This window comes from Bradyrhizobium australiense (genome assembly GCF_013114825.1).
Classification (GTDB): Bacteria; Pseudomonadota; Alphaproteobacteria; order Rhizobiales; family Xanthobacteraceae; genus Bradyrhizobium; species Bradyrhizobium australiense.
Genome location: NZ_JAAVLX010000020.1, coordinates 1 through 16,089 on the forward strand (window position 1 = coordinate 1; position 16,089 = coordinate 16,089).

12 protein-coding genes and 3 pseudogenes are annotated in these 16,089 nt (G+C 57.4%); 5 read left to right on the forward strand and 10 right to left on the reverse strand.

Features of this window, described 5'->3' with window-relative positions; all coding sequences use genetic code 11:
* Window positions 1-142: pseudogene (locus HCN58_RS34420) on the reverse strand (transposase); the annotation flags it as partial.
* Between the two features lie 180 nt (window positions 143-322).
* Entirely contained in the window at window positions 323-1,063 is a 741-nt protein-coding gene (locus HCN58_RS34425) for an SDR family oxidoreductase (protein WP_171583760.1), read from the reverse strand.
* A gap of 1,209 nt (window positions 1,064-2,272) precedes the next feature.
* Here HCN58_RS34425 and HCN58_RS34430 point away from each other — a divergent pair.
* The 3 genes and pseudogenes from HCN58_RS34430 (at window position 2,273) to HCN58_RS34440 (ending at window position 6,713) form a co-directional block, all read left to right on the forward strand.
* A complete protein-coding gene (locus HCN58_RS34430) occupies window positions 2,273-3,169 on the forward strand; it encodes a beta-keto acid cleavage family enzyme (protein WP_171583761.1) in 897 nt (298 codons plus the stop codon).
* A gap of 275 nt (window positions 3,170-3,444) precedes the next feature.
* Window positions 3,445-4,218: pseudogene (locus tag HCN58_RS34435) on the forward strand (IS256 family transposase); the annotation flags it as partial.
* A gap of 839 nt (window positions 4,219-5,057) precedes the next feature.
* Window positions 5,058-6,713 carry a class I adenylate-forming enzyme family protein gene (locus HCN58_RS34440; RefSeq protein WP_171583762.1) on the forward strand — a complete coding sequence of 552 codons (1,656 nt, stop codon included), beginning with the start codon at window positions 5,058-5,060 and terminating at the stop codon, window positions 6,711-6,713.
* A 252-nt stretch (window positions 6,714-6,965) separates the two neighbouring features.
* On the opposite strand, the gene HCN58_RS34445 is transcribed toward HCN58_RS34440, so the two are convergent.
* The 4 genes from HCN58_RS34445 to HCN58_RS34455 are packed head-to-tail and all read right to left on the reverse strand — an operon-like array spanning window position 6,966 to window position 8,095.
* Window positions 6,966-7,358 carry a hypothetical protein gene (locus HCN58_RS34445; RefSeq protein ID WP_210266292.1) on the reverse strand — a complete coding sequence of 131 codons (393 nt, stop codon included), beginning with the start codon at window positions 7,356-7,358 and terminating at the stop codon, window positions 6,966-6,968.
* Window positions 7,337-7,705, reverse strand: a complete 369-nt coding sequence (gene tnpB / locus HCN58_RS37680) for an IS66 family insertion sequence element accessory protein TnpB (protein WP_171583763.1) — start codon at window positions 7,703-7,705, stop codon at window positions 7,337-7,339. The genes HCN58_RS34445 and tnpB overlap by 22 nt, the downstream gene beginning before the upstream one ends.
* Complete coding sequence (locus HCN58_RS36510; RefSeq protein ID WP_235984148.1) at window positions 7,702-7,866, reverse strand: IS66 family insertion sequence element accessory protein TnpB; 165 nt, start codon at window positions 7,864-7,866, stop codon at window positions 7,702-7,704. Before HCN58_RS36510 ends, tnpB begins: the two co-directional genes overlap by 4 nt.
* Window positions 7,817-8,095 carry a transposase gene (locus tag HCN58_RS34455; RefSeq protein WP_235984141.1) on the reverse strand — a complete coding sequence of 93 codons (279 nt, stop codon included), beginning with the start codon at window positions 8,093-8,095 and terminating at the stop codon, window positions 7,817-7,819. Before HCN58_RS34455 ends, HCN58_RS36510 begins: the two co-directional genes overlap by 50 nt.
* Before the next feature lie 289 nt (window positions 8,096-8,384).
* Here HCN58_RS34455 and HCN58_RS34460 point away from each other — a divergent pair, with 289 nt between their 5' ends.
* On the forward strand, window positions 8,385-8,693 hold the full coding sequence (locus tag HCN58_RS34460; RefSeq protein WP_171583764.1) for a hypothetical protein: 309 nt from the start codon (window positions 8,385-8,387) through the stop codon (window positions 8,691-8,693).
* Between the two features lie 82 nt (window positions 8,694-8,775).
* On the opposite strand, the gene HCN58_RS34465 is transcribed toward HCN58_RS34460, so the two are convergent.
* Complete coding sequence (locus HCN58_RS34465; RefSeq protein WP_171583765.1) at window positions 8,776-10,062, reverse strand: PLP-dependent aminotransferase family protein; 1,287 nt, start codon at window positions 10,060-10,062, stop codon at window positions 8,776-8,778.
* Between the two features lie 567 nt (window positions 10,063-10,629).
* Between HCN58_RS34465 and ectB the strand changes: the two genes are divergently transcribed.
* The gene (gene ectB / locus HCN58_RS34470) at window positions 10,630-11,931 is read left to right on the forward strand and encodes a diaminobutyrate--2-oxoglutarate transaminase (RefSeq protein WP_235984142.1); all 1,302 of its coding nucleotides are present in this window, start codon (window positions 10,630-10,632) and stop codon (window positions 11,929-11,931) included.
* Between the two features lie 32 nt (window positions 11,932-11,963).
* Here ectB and HCN58_RS34475 read toward each other — a convergent pair.
* The 3 genes and pseudogenes from HCN58_RS34475 to HCN58_RS34485 form a co-directional block, all read right to left on the reverse strand.
* Window positions 11,964-12,524, reverse strand: a pseudogene (locus HCN58_RS34475) (IS5/IS1182 family transposase); the annotation flags it as partial.
* 117 nt (window positions 12,525-12,641) lie between these two features.
* Complete coding sequence (locus HCN58_RS34480; RefSeq protein WP_171583766.1) at window positions 12,642-13,637, reverse strand: ATP-grasp domain-containing protein; 996 nt, start codon at window positions 13,635-13,637, stop codon at window positions 12,642-12,644.
* A 395-nt stretch (window positions 13,638-14,032) separates the two neighbouring features.
* Window positions 14,033-15,192 (reverse strand): IS3 family transposase gene (locus HCN58_RS34485; protein ID WP_171583767.1). Its coding sequence is split into 2 segments (ribosomal slippage): window positions 14,033-14,910 and window positions 14,910-15,192, totalling 1,161 coding nucleotides; the frame shifts between segments, so codons are not numbered across the junction.
* Window positions 15,193-16,089 lie beyond the last annotated feature (897 nt).

Here is a 16,089-nt window from a genome sequence, read left to right on the forward strand (position 1 = left end):
TGTTGCGGATCAGGTGCACGATGCAGGTCTGCACCACGGTCTGCGGATAGACCGAGGCGATCGCCTCGGGAAAGCCCTTGAGCTCCGCGATCAGGATATCGTTGACGCCACGCGTCTTCAGGTCGTTGATGACCTTGAGCCACCTCGGTAAGGTAAACTCACAGAAACCTGCTTACACATTCTTTCTGACACCCTCCGGCGCGCACGCGTTCCAAATGGAGGCCCAGCGATACCCCGTCTACAGGTGGCGTCGCCTCGAGTTGGCTCAGTATTTCATCGCGCATGAACTCGTAATCCCGCCGGTTATCCGAGAGGGCGTCGCCTATCCGCTGGCGCTTGCGCCGAGATCGATTGTGATGCACTCGCCATTAATTCCGGAAGCACAAGGACTTGCAAGAAAGCCAATGGTTGCCGCAACTTCGCGCACATCAACAAAGCGATTGCCCGGTTGCGACGCGCGGAAAGCCGCCATGACCTCGTCTATGCTCATGCCACGATTTTTCGCCTGAGCCTCCAGCTGACCACGCATCAGCGCAGTATCCATCCAGCCTGGCGCGACTGCGTTGACAGTAAGACCATGCGCACCGCCTTCCAGTGCGGCGGTACGGACCAAGCCGAGAACTCCGTGTTTAGCGGCGCAATACGCAACCTTCTGGCGTGCACCGCCATAGCTAGCGACTGATGCCGTGACTACAACGCGGCCACCGGGGGTCTTCGTTAGCGCCGGCCATGCCGCCTTCAGCGCGTGGAACGGTCCATCCAGCATCAGGGCATTAAGACGATCCCATTCGGCGTCGGGAAACTGATCGAACGGGGCCATAAACTGCAGTCCAGCATTCAATACGAGGATGTCGAGACGCCCAGCAGTCTTAAGTATATGGGCGACCATGTCCCTATTTCCGCTCGCAGTGGTAAGGTCCGCATGGAAAACACCGTCGCCAACGACGTCTACCCCATGCACGTCCGCTCCGCGTTCGCATAGTTCAGCCACAATCGCCTTCCCAAGCCCTCCGGTCGCTCCAGTTACGAGCGCGACGCGGCCCTCTAACGACCATCCACGCATGTGGGAGTGTTGTTGGTGGCTCGTACATTTCGCACAGGATGGCCCCGCTCTGCGGCCATCCAGAAATCGCGCAACCTTCTATCCGACATCTGTCTCGAGATTGACGACACCGGCGCTGGAACACTCGCCCCCGCCAGCGTTTCCTCGTTCGACACACTCCGGTGACGATTTGCGACCGCATGGGAGAGGGTGATAATATCCACCTAACCTCCCAGTCTCAGACATCGCAAAATCGAAACAGATTGAACTACTCAAGAAGAGCTCGGCACCTCGAAAGAGTGCCTCCGTGGGCTGCATCCGCGTTCGAGAGTAGGGGTGATGCACTGCATATTGCACCAATCATACTAAGTTTTGCTACCACTCGGGCGAAACACTTCACAATAGAGCGCGCCGGTGAAAGGACATCCGAGCCAATACCAGACGGGTCGAACGTGGTGACTGCGGAAACTCAAATGTTTCGACTTCGCGGCTGTGCCATCTCCGGAGCGACACCAAAGTAGCCAAAAGCACAGTAGGGCAATGCTACAATATCAGCTGTCGTTATTGCAACCACTGGTTTTCGCATGGGTGTAGACATACCGATTGAGAACAGTCGAGAGCGGTTCGTTTAATGCCAACTGAGTTGCGCTCGAATTGCAGCCTCTAAGCAATAGCCGTTAAGGAACCAGTCGACCCGTTAACGGCATTTCGCTGAAAGCGGTGCGGTGCTCTGAAGACCAGCTCGGCTTGGATGGCTGACGCGCCTTACCGCACCATCCACCGACCAGAACACGCATGATGCCGGCCGATGCACTATGTAGAGGGCAGCACCGGTGAGGTCGCCACGCGGGCGATATCCCAAGGCTCAAAGTTCGCTGCTAGAGGCGGTTGGCAATGAGCCTTCGTTGCGGGGCTTGCCATGTCGGGTCGGCGACACCGATGTCAGAAGTCCGCCCCTCGGAGCGTTATTCCAAGAGTAGACTGCTTGCTACGGCTGTTTTCTCGTATTGCGCAAAGGGTGCACCGGATTCCGCGAGCGGCACGGCGATTGCTTCGACGAGGAATGCTGCTGCACTGCGCTGGTAGCCGAGCTGTTGCGAGGAGCTTCCGATCAGACGTCGGCCAACGTTTGTTTACGTTCCCAAAAACGTTGAATGTCGCGAGATGCAGCTTATCGCTGGTGCGGTCTGGCCCGGTACAGGTCAACTTTCAGTAAAGGAGAAGCTCAGGATGATTTCTGAGGTGTTTATCACCTGTGCGGTGACGGGGGGAGGGAGTTCAGTAGAACGTAGCAAGCATGTGCCGGTGACCCCGGAGCAGATCGCGGCCTCGGCTATTGAGGCAGCGCGGGCGGGAGCGGCGGTGGTGCATATCCATGTGCGTGATCCTGTAACTCGGCGCGGCGCGCGGGATCCGGCGCTGTATCGGGCAGTGGTGCAGCGGATTAGGAAGTCGGATGAGAATCCGGTCATCAACCTGACCGCTGGGATGGGCGGCGACCTCGTATTCGGTGGAGCGGAATCTCCTCTGCCGCCGAACGCGGCGGGCACTGATATCGCGGGCGCGCATGAGCGGCTCGTGCATGTGGAAGAGTTGCGGCCAGAGATCTGCACGCTGGATTGCGGGACGATGAACTGGGGCGCCCGCAGCCAATACATCATGGTCAACACTGCCGGGACGCTGCGCACCATGGCCGGACGCGTGAAAGAGCTTGGTGTTCGTCCTGAGCTTGAGGTGTTTGATGCAGGTCAGTTGGTGCTGGTGCGCGACTTGATCGAGGAGGGACTAATTGAACAACCGGCATTGATCCAGCTATGCATGGGGATTCGCTATGGCGCTCCGGATGATCCGACCACGCTGATGACCCTGGTGCGCCTGCTCCCGCCGCAGGCTGTCTACTCGGCCTTTTCAATTGGACGAATGCAGCTTCCGTATGCGGCACTGGCTCCGCTGGTCGGCGCGAACGTACGGGTAGGTTTGGAGGACAACCTTTACCTCTCTCGCGGCCGGCTGGCGACCAACGCGGAACTCGTGCAGCGGGCAATAGAGATTCTAGAGAGAATGGGAGTCCGGGTAATGAGCCCGGACGAGGTGCGCCAGAAGCTCGCGTTGAAAGTCCACGTCTGACACATGAAAGTTATCTGAGGCTACTTTTCGCTAAGCAGAGTGGACTTGCGGTTGTATGGACCGTCGCTTGGGTGACGAGCGTGCGGAATATGCTGCGTGGCGCCATATGGATGACCGATGATAGTATCGTTGCTGGGCCGAGCGAGATGGCCGCGGGGGTAGGTATTTCTGCGATCAGTGAGGCCGACATATCCTTCGTCGGCTATCTGTTTGGAAAATTTAGCGTAGCCGTCATGCAAATCGAGAAACACCATCCCTTGAGCAATTCATCGCACAAGGGCTCTTACTTCCCCGGATTACTGGGCCCCGCCGCATGGCCGAGAAGGCGCTCACCGCCGTGCGCCGAGATCGATGAAAAGGTAAGGCCTTTCTCGGTCGCCCGATCGAGGGCGATGTCGCGGTCAGCGTCAACAGTGACGGACGGCGCGAAGTTCTCGGCATGGATATCGGTTCCTCCGAAGCGAGACGGTCTGGACGGCGTTCCTGCGCAAGCTCTCCCGCAGCGGCCTGCGCGCCGTCAACCTGTCGTCTCCGACGACCACGAGGGCATCAAGGCGACCATCAGCAAGGTGCTCAATGCCAATTGGCAGCGCTGCCGCGTCCAATTCATTCACAACGCGCTGGCCCATGCCGGCAAGAGCGGACAGCGTGTCGTCTCTGCTTTCATCGCCACCGCGTTGCCCAGGACGATGCCGAGACCGCACGAGCGCAGTGGCGAAAAGTCGCCGACCAGCTCCGCCCCAAGCTGTCCAAGCTTGCCGCTTCCTCGACGAAGCCGGGCCTGATGTGCTCGCCTACATGACGTTCCCGCCCCAGCATCGGACCAAGCTGCACTCGACCAACCCGATCGAACGACTCAACGGCGAGATCAAGCGGCGCACCGAGGTGATCGGCATCTTTCCCAATGAGGACCTATCGTCCGTCTCGTCGGCGCGATCCTGCTCGAGCAGAACGAGGATTGCGTCCAGCGTGCCCATTACCGAGAAGGTGACGGTTGCATCAGCGCTCAAGGCGAATCGTTTCCAGCGTCATCGGCTATTGCCAGCTGACCAGTCCGGCCTATTGCCGGCGGACGCGTCGCGCCGCCAGTTGCACCACGCCCAGGGACACACTGGCCGGAGCACCGACATCGCTCCAGCGGACTTTTGGCGCTCACTTAAACCTCAGCTGAACTTGATGCGACGCGGACTGCTCCAGAGATCGTGCAATGCCTCTCGAAATCAATCCTTTCGCCGGGTGAGAGTGGTTATGAACATGGCAGGAAGCTTATCAGCTTCCTTTGTGAGTCACGGTCTCCTCTGCTCATCTCGAAGGGGGATGCCCGATTGAGATTGTCTGCTCGAACAGCGTTGCTGGCGACACCGTTGGCGGCAAATACCGTAGGCATGTGCCTCGATATCGCTCACGACTCTGCTGGCTTTAAATGGGGCTTACCTCCACGCTGTTTCCAATAATCGATAGGAAATTCCCACCAGAGTAGGTAGTGCATTTAGCTTTGCTAAAGGTGTAAGAACAATTGGATGGCCATTTAGCCGGTGATGCAGCGCATCATGATAAGACAAAGCCCGATACGAGCGTAGCCGATTCCTTGCACAATTTGCGCTCGATCAAAAACAGGAAGAGGGCCTTACCAAAATGGATCAAGCTCTGAGGAGGATGTCTCGATCACAGGAGCCTGCCGGAGCACGATCTGTGCACCGCGGCATTCCGCGCTTGCGCCCTTATTATGGATGCGAATAGCCAGTTGCGCGTTGCCAGCTTCGAACTCTCCGTGATTAATGCTAGACTAGCAGGCTACAGTCTGGTGATTGGAAAGCTAAGTGAGCTGTCCAATGGAAACTTGCGTCCATTCGCAGCCTCTGTTCTCCCCCTGAAGTAAAGTCTTCCAATGACCTTCCCCACGAAACTGAGACAAAATCAGCTAAAAGAGCGTGTCGAGAATGCATTGCGCAAAGTCGAGGCGCTGGAATCCACATACGAGACCGTCACAATCGGACAAATGGTTTCAATTCGGGCGAGAACGCATAGCTCGACCACCGCAGTCGACGTCTTCGAGCGCGGCGAACGCGCAACCTACTCCGACATGGAACGATTATCTAATAGATATGCAAATGCGCTTCGTGCGCTCGGCGTACGCAAGCAGGATCGTATTGGGGTGATGCTGCCCAACCGCATCGAATTCCCGATCCTGTGGTTCGCCATAGCAAAGCTTGGTGCGGTTATAGTCCCGATCAATATGCGCTATACGCCTAGGGAGGTCGAATATATTCTCAGTGATACCCAGGCCCAGTTCGCCGTTGTGGACTGCGCCGCATTGCCGGTGTTCTCTGCGATGCAGCCTTGGCCGCAAAGCCTCTCCGCCGAGCGAGTAATTCTCGTTGGAGAGCCGTCCCACGGGATGGGCACTGAGCTCAGTGAATTGCTCAGGGGCGTTGATGATTCACTGGTGGAGGAAGATGTCAGCCCCGACGACCTGTTGAACATTCAATATACGTCGGGGACGACAGGCTTTCCGAAAGGCTGTATGTTGACGCATGACTACTGGGGCGTAAGCTCGTATCAAGGAATCTGCTGGGACGAGGAGCCGCATAAGAGCTATTTATCAGCGCAGCCCTTCTTCTATGGCGATCCGCAACAGCATCTTATGAGGTCCTATCGGCAGGGAGGTACGCTCTACTTGGCTCCGCGACTCAGTTCCACGCGCTTTGTCGGTTGGATAAAGCAGCACCGCATTGAATGGTGCCAGTTTCCCGAGGTGATAGGCCGCCAGGCGGAGGCGGACGACGATGATGGGGCGACATGCCTGAAGCAAACCCTAAATTGGGGCTGGAGTCCTGATTCGGTTCGTCGATTCAGAAATCGGTTTCGAGTGCGAACCCAGGACGCGTACGGCATGACGGAAATCGGCTTCGGCACATTGATGCCGCACCAGTTCGAAGATCTGGCGGAATCGGGCTCGGTAGGGATTCGCGCGCCTTTTCGGTCGCTGCGGTTGATGAATGAGGATGGCAGCCCGACGCCCATCGGTGGCGTGGGTGAGTTGTGGGTGAGTGGGCGCGGGAGTCTGGCGGGCTATTGGAACAAACCGGAAGCAAATGCCGCGTTGTTTGAAGGCGACTGGTTTAAGACGGGTGATCTGCTGCGTCGCGACGAACTCGGTTTTCATTGGCTGGTAGGACGCAAGAAGGACGTGATCCGCCGCTCGGGCGAGAACATCGCTGCACGTGAGGTGGAGGCGATCATCCGCGAGATTCCCGAGATTGCAGACTTGGCCGCTGTGCCCGTTTCCGATCCACAGCGAGGCGAGGAGATCAAGATTTGCGTCGAACTGCGGGAAGGCTTTACGGCAGACAATTTGGTCATCCAGCGCATTCTCGAGCATGCTCGTGCGAACCTTGCCGCCTTCAAGGTGCCGCGGTACATTGCCTTCACTCGGAAACTTCCTAGAACCATCTCCAGCAACAAGGTGCTCAAACGTGCGCTGATGGCCGTGAGCGATCCGCTTACCGGCGCTTACGACATCAAGGAGAAGCGGTGGCACTGATGCCGACACCCCGGTCCCCGCACGCGCGCAATTGTCAGTAGAGTTTATCAGGCTGATAGCGGATGTCCCGTCACCGGGGCGGCTCAGACCAGGCCCCGCCGTCTCACTGGCGAAACACCGACTGGGCAGACTCAAACGAGGATCGCGCGCATGTTCAGTTGGGCGGGGATGCCAATGATCCGCAACGACTCGAACATTGACACGCTCCCTTCTTCAAGCCCGTGGTAACCGTCTGGTCAAGCTTTCAATTGCCTACAAATTCTCCTCCGACCGTGGCGCCAGCGCGATGTCGGTGAGGCGTGACAGGACGCGCCACATAACGCTAATGCCGGGCGGCGGATTGTTGTGGAACACCTCGATCTTCCATCTCAAAGCATACCATCCGGGCTTCTCAATGGCGTCGGTGCGGGAATCAACAGGCAGGTCGGTCATCAGCTTCCAATCGATCTTCTTTCTGTTTCTCGGCGTCCCGCGCTCTTCGGCATGCATAACCGTCGGGGTCAGAGCGGGATAGCGCTTCTGCTTTCCGATCGGCGGCAGGACGCGAACCTTGCGATACCTAATCTCAAGAGAGGCCTGATCGGGATCGCCGTTGCTGTCTCTGAGTTCGATCCGATGGAGCCCTATGACGGCGACCTCGTCCATTTCGTCGGCGATCGTGTGATCCCTGTCTCCGGCCAAGCGGTAGACGCTGGTCCTGGTCCAGCCCGTCGATCAGCGCGAGTAACTGCATGATTCAGCCGCACCCGGGCGGGCGCAATCTTCGGCCAGCAGAACTTTGTCTCCTCGAGAGTCTTGGCAAACAGGCAGATCCCGCTGCCGTCCCACCAAACCGCCTTGATCCGGTCCGCTCTTTTCGAACGGAACACGTACAGCGCGCCGCTGAATGGGTCGGCTCCGCCATCTCGCACCAGCGCCATCAAGCCGGTCGCTCCCTTACGGAAGTCGACCGGCGTGCTCGCCACGTAAACCTGAACACCTGCCGGGATCATGCCTGCCGAACCGCCCGGATTACCGCAGCAAGCCGCTCAGGCTCCACATCGCTGCCGATGCGCACCGCGACATCGCCGACCACAATTTCCATCGTCTCGCCCGCCACAGCTTCAAAACGCGCGAACTTGATCGGTCGGGCTCGCTCGGAAAGGCGCAACAATTCCCGAGGCCAGCGCCTTGCGCCGCCAGGCAAACACCTGTGATGGATCAAGCCCGTGAGCCCGCGCGATCGCCGACACGTTCGCCCCCGGCGCGAACTTTTCCCCGACAATCCGCTCCTTCGCCTCCTGCGACCAGCTGCGATGGCTTCGCCCCGGACTGACCGGAAGCCGCTCGGGTGTCGCCGTGATAACTTCGAAGTTCTTAGTGTCAGACCTATGTTCGCTCATATGATCTCCTGGGAACAAATCACCGGGAGATTCTCTGACAATCAAACACCGCCCGCTATGCGGGGCGACCCACACGCTAACACTATACTAGCGGCCCCTCGACTGTAACTGCGAGGGTCGAATGCATCAGAATGCCGCAAACCGCGTGCGATTTAAGACGACCCGCCTTGTCCCGTCCACTGTTGCTCTTGGTGATGCCGATCGCGTCTGAGTTCTCTCCTTGATAGCTGAACTCGGTCGTGTCATGGAGCACCGCCGATGGCAATCGAGTGCTCCGCGTCGATTGAAAGTGGCCGGCCAGAATGTCCGCCTCACTGCCCCGGTGGTTGGAGAAAAACCGATACGCAGCGTTGGTGTAGCCCAGTCCTGGCACATCAGCGGAATGCTATCCCCCAATGCCGCTCGCGATCTGCGCTGCCAATTTGCGGAGCTGCTTGTTCAGGCGCTCGTCGGAAATGAAACAGACGGCGCGCTCGCGATCAAACCATGCGTCGGATTCTTCGTCGATTGGCACCGCCCCCTTCGAATCTCAGCCAAGGAATCACGGTCGATTCCTGCGATGCAATGGTTTGTGCGCTCTCTCAGCCCGCTCGGCTAAATGTGGTTAATCTTACAGCGCCTGTCAACAGGGCATTCTAGTTTCGCTTGCAGCTCATGCGATCGTTCGTCGACTCATGAGATCATCTCAGAGGGTAGGGCTTTCCAGTTGTTTGAACGATTCTTTCCAAGATGCCGTCGCACAGCCGCTCTATGTCGCATACCTCATGCTCGGATGTAATAAACACCCGAAGCCCGGCCATCCCGTCACCGAGCTTTGGGAAGAACGTCACTGACGTATGCAAACCACTGTCGAGAAGCCGTCGGGCGACCCTAACCGCATTGGCCTCCGACCCAATGATGATCGTTCTAATCGGAAGTGAATTGCCTTGCTCGGCCGTAGCGAGACGACGGTCAAAGAAGTCGATGCGTTGCGCCAATCGCTGCTGCCGCTCGCCGAGTTCTGCCGAGCGGTGAATTTTGCACGACCCAAGTGCCGCGCCAACTGCAGCCCGATTGGGCGCCTCTGAAAACGAACCCGCAGCAGTGTATCGTCGGCACAGAGACTCGCTCTCGCGCGTTCCGAACATCAAGAGGCCGCCCGATGCGCCAAATCCCTCTGCCAGCGAGGCTGCTATGATCGTTCGCTCGCCGAGCACTTGCGGAAACTGAGACCGGGCAAACCCTTCGCCTTGGCGCCCAAAAATCGATATACCATGAGCATCGTGGATATGGAGAAACAGGCCGTAACGTTCCTGGAGCCGACGCAGTTCAGTCAGCCGCGAATAGGCTCCTATGGAGTAAATATCACCACCTACATAGACGACCGCGGGATTGTCGCGGCACAATCGTTCGAGATCGTCGATATCATTATGTACGAGCGTTTCTACGTGGGCTTCATTAGCTACAGCCGGCTTCGGACAGGCCAGCGAGTCGTGCAGAGTTCGGTCGAACACGACAATCGGCTTCCTTCCGCTCGTCAGTTGGCCGGAACCAAGAAAGCGCGTTCCCTCCAAACTGGCGAGCAGGAGACTGGAGAAACATATCACGCGCGCGCGGAACATCCCCGACAGCTCTTCTTCCAGCTCTCCCAGAAGATCGACTTCAAAATGCGTTCGGGCGCCGGACGAACACAATGACCGTTCCGCCTGGATCGCCTCGATTGCCCCAGCGACGATCAGCGGATGATTGTCGAGACCCAGGTAAGAGCATCGCGTGAAATCAATTACCTGCCGACGACCGTACGAACCATTCTCTAGAGAAATGGTGCGCCCGGTTGTAGAAAGTCCATCGACGGTCTTGAGGTTTCCCGTGGAGGCTGCATCGAAGCACTGTCCGCTGTCTCCGAGAATGTAGGCGGTGTTCTGAAGGACTTGCGTCGGGCGGCCACGTTCCAAGCCGAAGAGTCGATGTTGTGATTCATCGTCCATTTTGATCGTCCTAATACAGCCGCTGAGCTGTGCCTGTGTGAGACCTTCGATATCCGGCGGCAGAACTTCTGCACGGACATAGGGGGTGTCCGACCCGCCCACCTAGCCCAAACCAACTAGACCATTGCTACTTCCCTGGACAGCTACCCGATCAGATAGAGCTTGCGCACACAAGGGCCTGGCAGCAGGGCCGCCCAGGCGCGGCAAAGCGGCGCGACGAAACAGGTGCTGCGCAGGCGATTTGTGCCGATCCAAACCCCCGCCAGCCGGCCGCAAGCGGGGACGGGGTCCGCGCAGGTTCTGTTCCTAGTGCGTGAGCATCTCACCCGCAGCTAAAATCGTCCATGTTGCCCCTCGGCGGCATGAGCACCGCAAGAAGGACCCTCCGATGGACTACGAGTTTTGGTAGCTTCGTTGCTCTGGGCTTTTGAATATGTAAGTGCAACCATACTGAGAGACAAGAATGTTACGACGTAAATCGCCGAGCGCGTCTGTTGGTCATATGTCCACAGCCGCTCAGTCTGGACAAAGCTTGCTTGCTCATTGGCCACTGTCTAGGAGACTGTCATGGGTGAAGTGATCGGCAAAGAGGCATGTAAGTTGCGCGCTGTTGAAGGCCTTGAATCAAAGGTCCGCTCGTACTCACGTTCGTTTCCTGCCGTTTTCAGTCGAGCTCGCGGTTCCATCATATTGACGGAGAATGGCCGGCAGATGATAGACTTCTTTTCCGGTGCTGGGGCGCTCAATTATGGCCATAACAATCACCGGATCAAAGCTGCTATTACCGAGTATCTGGCGTCAGATGCCATGATCCATGGGCTTGATATGGCAACTCCTGCTAGGATCGAATTTTTGGAGACTTTCAATTCTGTCATTCTCGAAGGCCGGGGGCTGCAGTACCGTTACCAATTCACCGGGCCAACTGGGGCTAACGCTATTGAGGCAGCTTTAAAGCTCGCACGTAAAGTCACAGGCCGTCAAAATATCATTTCGTTCACTCAAGGGTACCATGGTTTGAGTTTGGGAGCGATTGCCGCGACAGGCAACCGCTTTTATCGAAAAGTCAGCGGCGTTTCCTTGCCAGGCGCAACTTTCATGCCTTACGACGGCTATTTGGGGCCAGGTGTCGATACGGCTGACTACGTAAGGAAATTGTTGATGGATGACGGCAGTGGAGTCGATTCTCCAGCTGCTATTTTGGTCGAAACAGTGCAGGGAGAAGGTGGAATAAATGTCGCCAGCAAGCAATGGCTGCAGTCGATTCAAGCGATAGCAAAGGAGTTCGGCGCCGTTTTCATAGTTGACGATATCCAAATGGGTTGTGGACGCACTAGCGAATTCTTCAGCTTCGAGTTTGCGGCGTTGTCGCCTGATGTCGTTGTGTTGTCGAAGTCGCTGAGTGGGTACGGTCTACCGTTATCAATGTTGTTGATTAAAGAGGAGCTCGACGCATGGGAGCCCGGAGAACACACCGGCACGTTTCGAGGGAATAACCTCGCATTGGTGTCTGCAACAGCAGCCATAAACATGTACTGGCGCTGCACGAGGTTCTCGGAGGAGATTCGGCGTATGGGAGAGCTATTGCTACGTCGACTTGAGGCCATTGCATCCGAGCATGGAAACGATTTTGCTGTTCGAGGCCGTGGCATGGCATTGGGTTTCGATTGCCAAATGACCGAAGTCGCAGAAGCAACGACAAGAAGGGCGTTTGAGAAGGGATTGATTGTCGAAAGATGCGGACCTGACGATCAGGTTGTGAAGTTCCTCCCTGCGCTCACGATCGATTTCGAGACGCTAAATCGGGGCCTGGAGATATTCGAGGAATCGTTGATCGAAGCGGTGACTGAAGTACGAGGTAAAGGCTGTTGAGTCGCCCGTGAAGAACCGGTGCGGCGCCCGGCTCAAGTGATGTTTTGAGCCGGAGCGGTTTCGACGGACGTGCGGATGGCGCGCAAAAGCTCTGCCAGCCATCGGAGGCCGAAGTTGTAGCCGGCCGCGGCAAGGACGCCGTTGATGCGGTCGCCGAGGCGTCCCTTGAGATGTTTGCGGTCCATGCGGTGTTCCGCCTTGGCGCGGCCGACGACGGCCTCGACAGCCGCACGATGCTTCATCTCGCGACGGATGGAAGCCGTGACGCGGCGGACCTGACCCGAGATCCAGACCCTAAACCGATGCGGGTGGTAGTGGCCGCGATACCCTTTGTCGACGTGGATACGGCGAGCCTCCATGCCGGTGAGCTTCTCCAGTCGGCAATTACAGGGCCGAGTGTGCTCGTCGAAGGGATTGCCATGCAGTGCTTTGGCATGGAGCAGGAGCTGTCCGCCCTGCGGAGACGTCACGGGGGTGGCGATACTGACCTTGCAGCTGAACTCGTAAGCGCGCGGGCTTTGCCCTTGTCCCAGGCAGCCCGCGTGCGAATGACGGCGGCGAGCAGACGTGATCCTCTGACGATCATCGCCTTGTGCGCTGCCTCGAGGGGAGGCCCGGTGCGGTATGCACTCATGGTCTAGCAAGAAACATTTCTGGGAAGCATGTAGTGTCCTTTCCCACGGACTCACGACTTGTCAGTGCACATCTCATTAAGACGAATTCCTTTCGAAATGAGCAATGATTAGCTCGGCAACTTTGTCCGAGCGGTCAACGCCAGAAGCCAACTGCAAGTCGTACAGCCCACCCGGATTTACAAGATTTATTTCAATTATGTAAGGATAAGCCATGTCTATCCCTGCGAAGTTGATCCCATGTGCCATCAGATTTCGACCGATCGACTCGGCTAGCTCAATTTCATCCTGATGCAGATCCGCCGGGATAGGCTTTCCTCCTAGCACTATGTTCGACCTGTGATCGTCTGGATGCCCGAGCCGACCGTGCCAAGCAACCGCCTCTCCGCAAGCAACGATGATGCGCTTTTCGCCGTGGACTACTTCAGGAATATACTGCTGAAGAACAGTATACTCAGCTTTGAACCCGCCTAGCTCGCCGTAACTATCTTTGTAGGCTGCAGCATTTCCAGTAAGGCATTGTAGGATTGCTCGGACATTTGGTCCCTTTGGGGTGAGTAGAAACACGTTTTGTCCGCAAGTGGAATTTGGCGGCTTGGCCACCCACCACTGATCTGAACATTCTTGGTAGCGATCCCATAGCAGGGAAAAGTCGTTCGATATATACGATAGAGCTCTGTTCGCCTTAGGCACGAGGTAGCCCAATGCATGTTTTGGAGTAAGAAACATCAGGCCTTCGACGCTGTTAACAAAGGAGGTGTTCTGAGAAGCCAGCCAAAGCATTTGCCAAATGTCAAGGGATACAACATCCTGTGGATGGTTCATGACCCAGACCAGTTGGCATTCGTCGAGAAAATAATTATTTCGATTTCCTCCTGCCGCGGAGCCGGGATGATACGGCTTGGCGTTTTGAGGCACTAAGATTCCTCTTGTGGAAAAGCGATAATCGTCTGCCGAAATAGAGTTCAATTCGCCAAAAATTACTTCGCAACCCAACCGGCGAAACGCGTTACTGATCGGCGCGTCGTTCTCGCCTAAACAGTCAAGTGTGTTGGTGAGTATCAGCAATCTCATCATATTCTCCTGGAGGTCAATTCCGAGCTGAAGTATCGAGAAGCCTTATCTGTGTTCCACACCGCGCAGGTTGCTCCACTATCGAAATCACCAAGCTGGAATCACGGGGCCATTTGCAACCATCTAGTCTGGCCCGAGCTATCGGCCCAGTGCTGCACAACGCAAATAGCAACCCGCGTGCCAAGGTTCTCTAGGCTCCGTAGGTTACTGAATTCGTTCCAAAAGGCCGCTGTCCGTTGAAGACCGCGAGAAGGCTTAAATCGGACAAGACTCGTGCCGCTGTTCGAAGCGGGACAAGGATTATAGACTTGAGCGGACAAAAAGGACCGCTTCTCGCGGCTTGGCGAATCGACCCGATAGGGGAGTCTGATCTCCCCCCGAAAAAGTGGACAGGTTTAAGCGGTTTTTAGCTCCATCTCGATCGGGGCGATATATCCGATGGCGGAATGGAGCCTTGTTCGGTTGTAGAAGCCCTCGATGAAGGCGAAGATATCGCGCTGGGCCTCGGCGCGATTCTTGTAGTTGCGATGAACCAGCTCGGTCTTCAGGGTATGGAAGAAGCTCTCCATCGGGGCATTGTCGTAGTAATCGGCCTTGCGGCTCATCGATACGACGATAGCGGCGCTCGAGAGAGCGTCACGATAGGCGCGTGAGGCATACTGCACGCCGCGATCGGAGTGGTGGACCAGTCCGGCCGGCGGCCGTTGCTGTTGGATGGCCATCGCCAGCACCGCGGATGCGAGTTCGACCTGCATATGATCCCGCATGGCCCAGCCGACGATCTTTCGGCTGAAGAGGTCCATGACGGCGGCCAGATACAGCCAACCCTCCGCGGTCGGGATGTAGGTGGCGAGCCAGACCCGGTTCGGGGCTTTAGCCGTGAAGTCGGGTGCGATCAGGTTCGGTGCGGTCGCCAAGTCGTGGCGGCTGTCGGTGGTGCGCACACGGCGCGGCGGTGCCAAGATGGCGCGGATGCCGTGCCGGCGCATCATCCGCTCGATCCGGCCGCGGCTGGCCCCACGGCCCTGCGTCCGCAGGACGGCATGGACGCGGGGGCTGCCGTAGCGTCCGCTGCTGTCTCGATAGGCCTGCCGGATCGCGGGCAGCAGCGTGGCATTGGATTTTATCCGCTCGCTCGCCGGGCGCTCGCGCCAGGCATAGTAGCCGGCCGGTGAGACCTCGAGCACGGCACACATCAATCGTACCGGATAGGCGTCGCGGTGGTCCTCGATGAAGCGGAAGCTCATGTCCGGGTTCCGGCGAAGATCGCGATCGACTTTTTTAAAATGTCGCGCTCCATGCGCAGCCGTTCGTTCTCCTGGCGCAGCCGGACGATCTCCGAAGCCTGGTCCGCCGACATGTGCGCCGCCTGCGTGGTGGGGCGCCACGCCGCCGATGCCGGCTCCTGCCGGAACTTGTCCACCCAGCGCCGCAGCACCGAGTCGCGCAGACCGAGCTCCTTGGCGACCGACGTCACCGAACGGCGGCTCGACACCACCAGCTCAACAGCCTGGCGCTTGTACTCTTCGGTAAATGACCGAGGTTGACGTTCCATTCGACACCTCCGAGCTCAATGAGCCTACTACAGGTGTCCACTCATTCGGAGGAGGTTCAAGTCCGCGAGCGCAAGAGCTTTTTCGGTCGAATCATAACCTGGAACGATTCTCTCTAGTGTTAGGCACGCTCGATGTGATAAATGAGAACCACTAAATGAGAACCACTAAATGAGAAGTTGGTAACCTTATCTTGACCACATTAGCTACAGGAAGCGCTTTCGGTGCCGCTTCATATCTCGCGCCGGCAGTGCTCTCCGGTATCCGTGCCGCGGAATTGGCGTCTATTTGTCCAAGGCGCAGAGCGCTGCTTCGTTAGAGCTTTGAACACAAGGAGCCCCGGCGTTCGCGCGGTGCACCTGGAAACCTGAGGGCCGGTCAGCCGAACGGTGTTAACCTATGTCGTCGAGCTGGTTCCCGCTGTGGGTTTCGGACGCCGAGCGAGGAGCTGACGAAATACAGAGTCGACGACTTGACGCTTCCCGCTTCAATGCTGTCTGCTGCGCCGTCGCACCAATCAAAGTTTATCCGGTGCTTAGTCAGCCCTTGGCGTTTAGATCTGATCCATCTAGTAAAGGTGGCGACGCGAGTTGTCTTGCAAACAAGGAATGACTCAGCATCGGGCGGCCGCGTGGATGGCAACTGGGGGGCTCAGAGAACGGCGTCGCTCAACAGAGCTAAACATTCGCGAGTACCGTCTGCCGAAACTCAAGATGCTTGAGCCGCGGTGATCGGTGGGCTGACCCGAGAGGAGGTTGAGCGACCAGCGGCCTTCGGCTTTTCTCTAACGATCTATCAGGGTGGGATTGTGCCTAGCATGGCGCCGGCGAGCATTCGTGCTCGCATATTCAGCATTCTCGGCCCGAGGTATGATCGTCGTGTCCAAGTGGCGTCAGAAA

Excerpts from the sequence above, each read along its gene's own strand:
- HCN58_RS34440 (WP_171583762.1), top strand. The coding sequence starts at position 5,058 with ATGACCTTCCCCACGAAACTGAGACAAAATCAGCTAAAAGAGCGTGTC.
- HCN58_RS34425 (WP_171583760.1), bottom strand. The coding sequence starts at position 1,063 with ATGCGTGGATGGTCGTTAGAGGGCCGCGTCGCGCTCGTAACTGGAGCG.
- HCN58_RS34455 (WP_235984141.1), bottom strand. The coding sequence starts at position 8,095 with ATGAGCGAACATAGGTCTGACACTAAGAACTTCGAAGTTATCACGGCG.
- HCN58_RS34445 (WP_210266292.1), bottom strand. The coding sequence starts at position 7,358 with ATGGACGAGGTCGCCGTCATAGGGCTCCATCGGATCGAACTCAGAGAC.
- ectB (WP_235984142.1), top strand. The coding sequence starts at position 10,630 with ATGGGTGAAGTGATCGGCAAAGAGGCATGTAAGTTGCGCGCTGTTGAA.
- HCN58_RS34465 (WP_171583765.1), bottom strand. The coding sequence starts at position 10,062 with ATGGACGATGAATCACAACATCGACTCTTCGGCTTGGAACGTGGCCGC.
- HCN58_RS34480 (WP_171583766.1), bottom strand. The coding sequence starts at position 13,637 with ATGAGATTGCTGATACTCACCAACACACTTGACTGTTTAGGCGAGAAC.
- tnpB (WP_171583763.1), bottom strand. The coding sequence starts at position 7,705 with ATGATCCCGGCAGGTGTTCAGGTTTACGTGGCGAGCACGCCGGTCGAC.
- HCN58_RS34430 (WP_171583761.1), top strand. The coding sequence starts at position 2,273 with ATGATTTCTGAGGTGTTTATCACCTGTGCGGTGACGGGGGGAGGGAGT.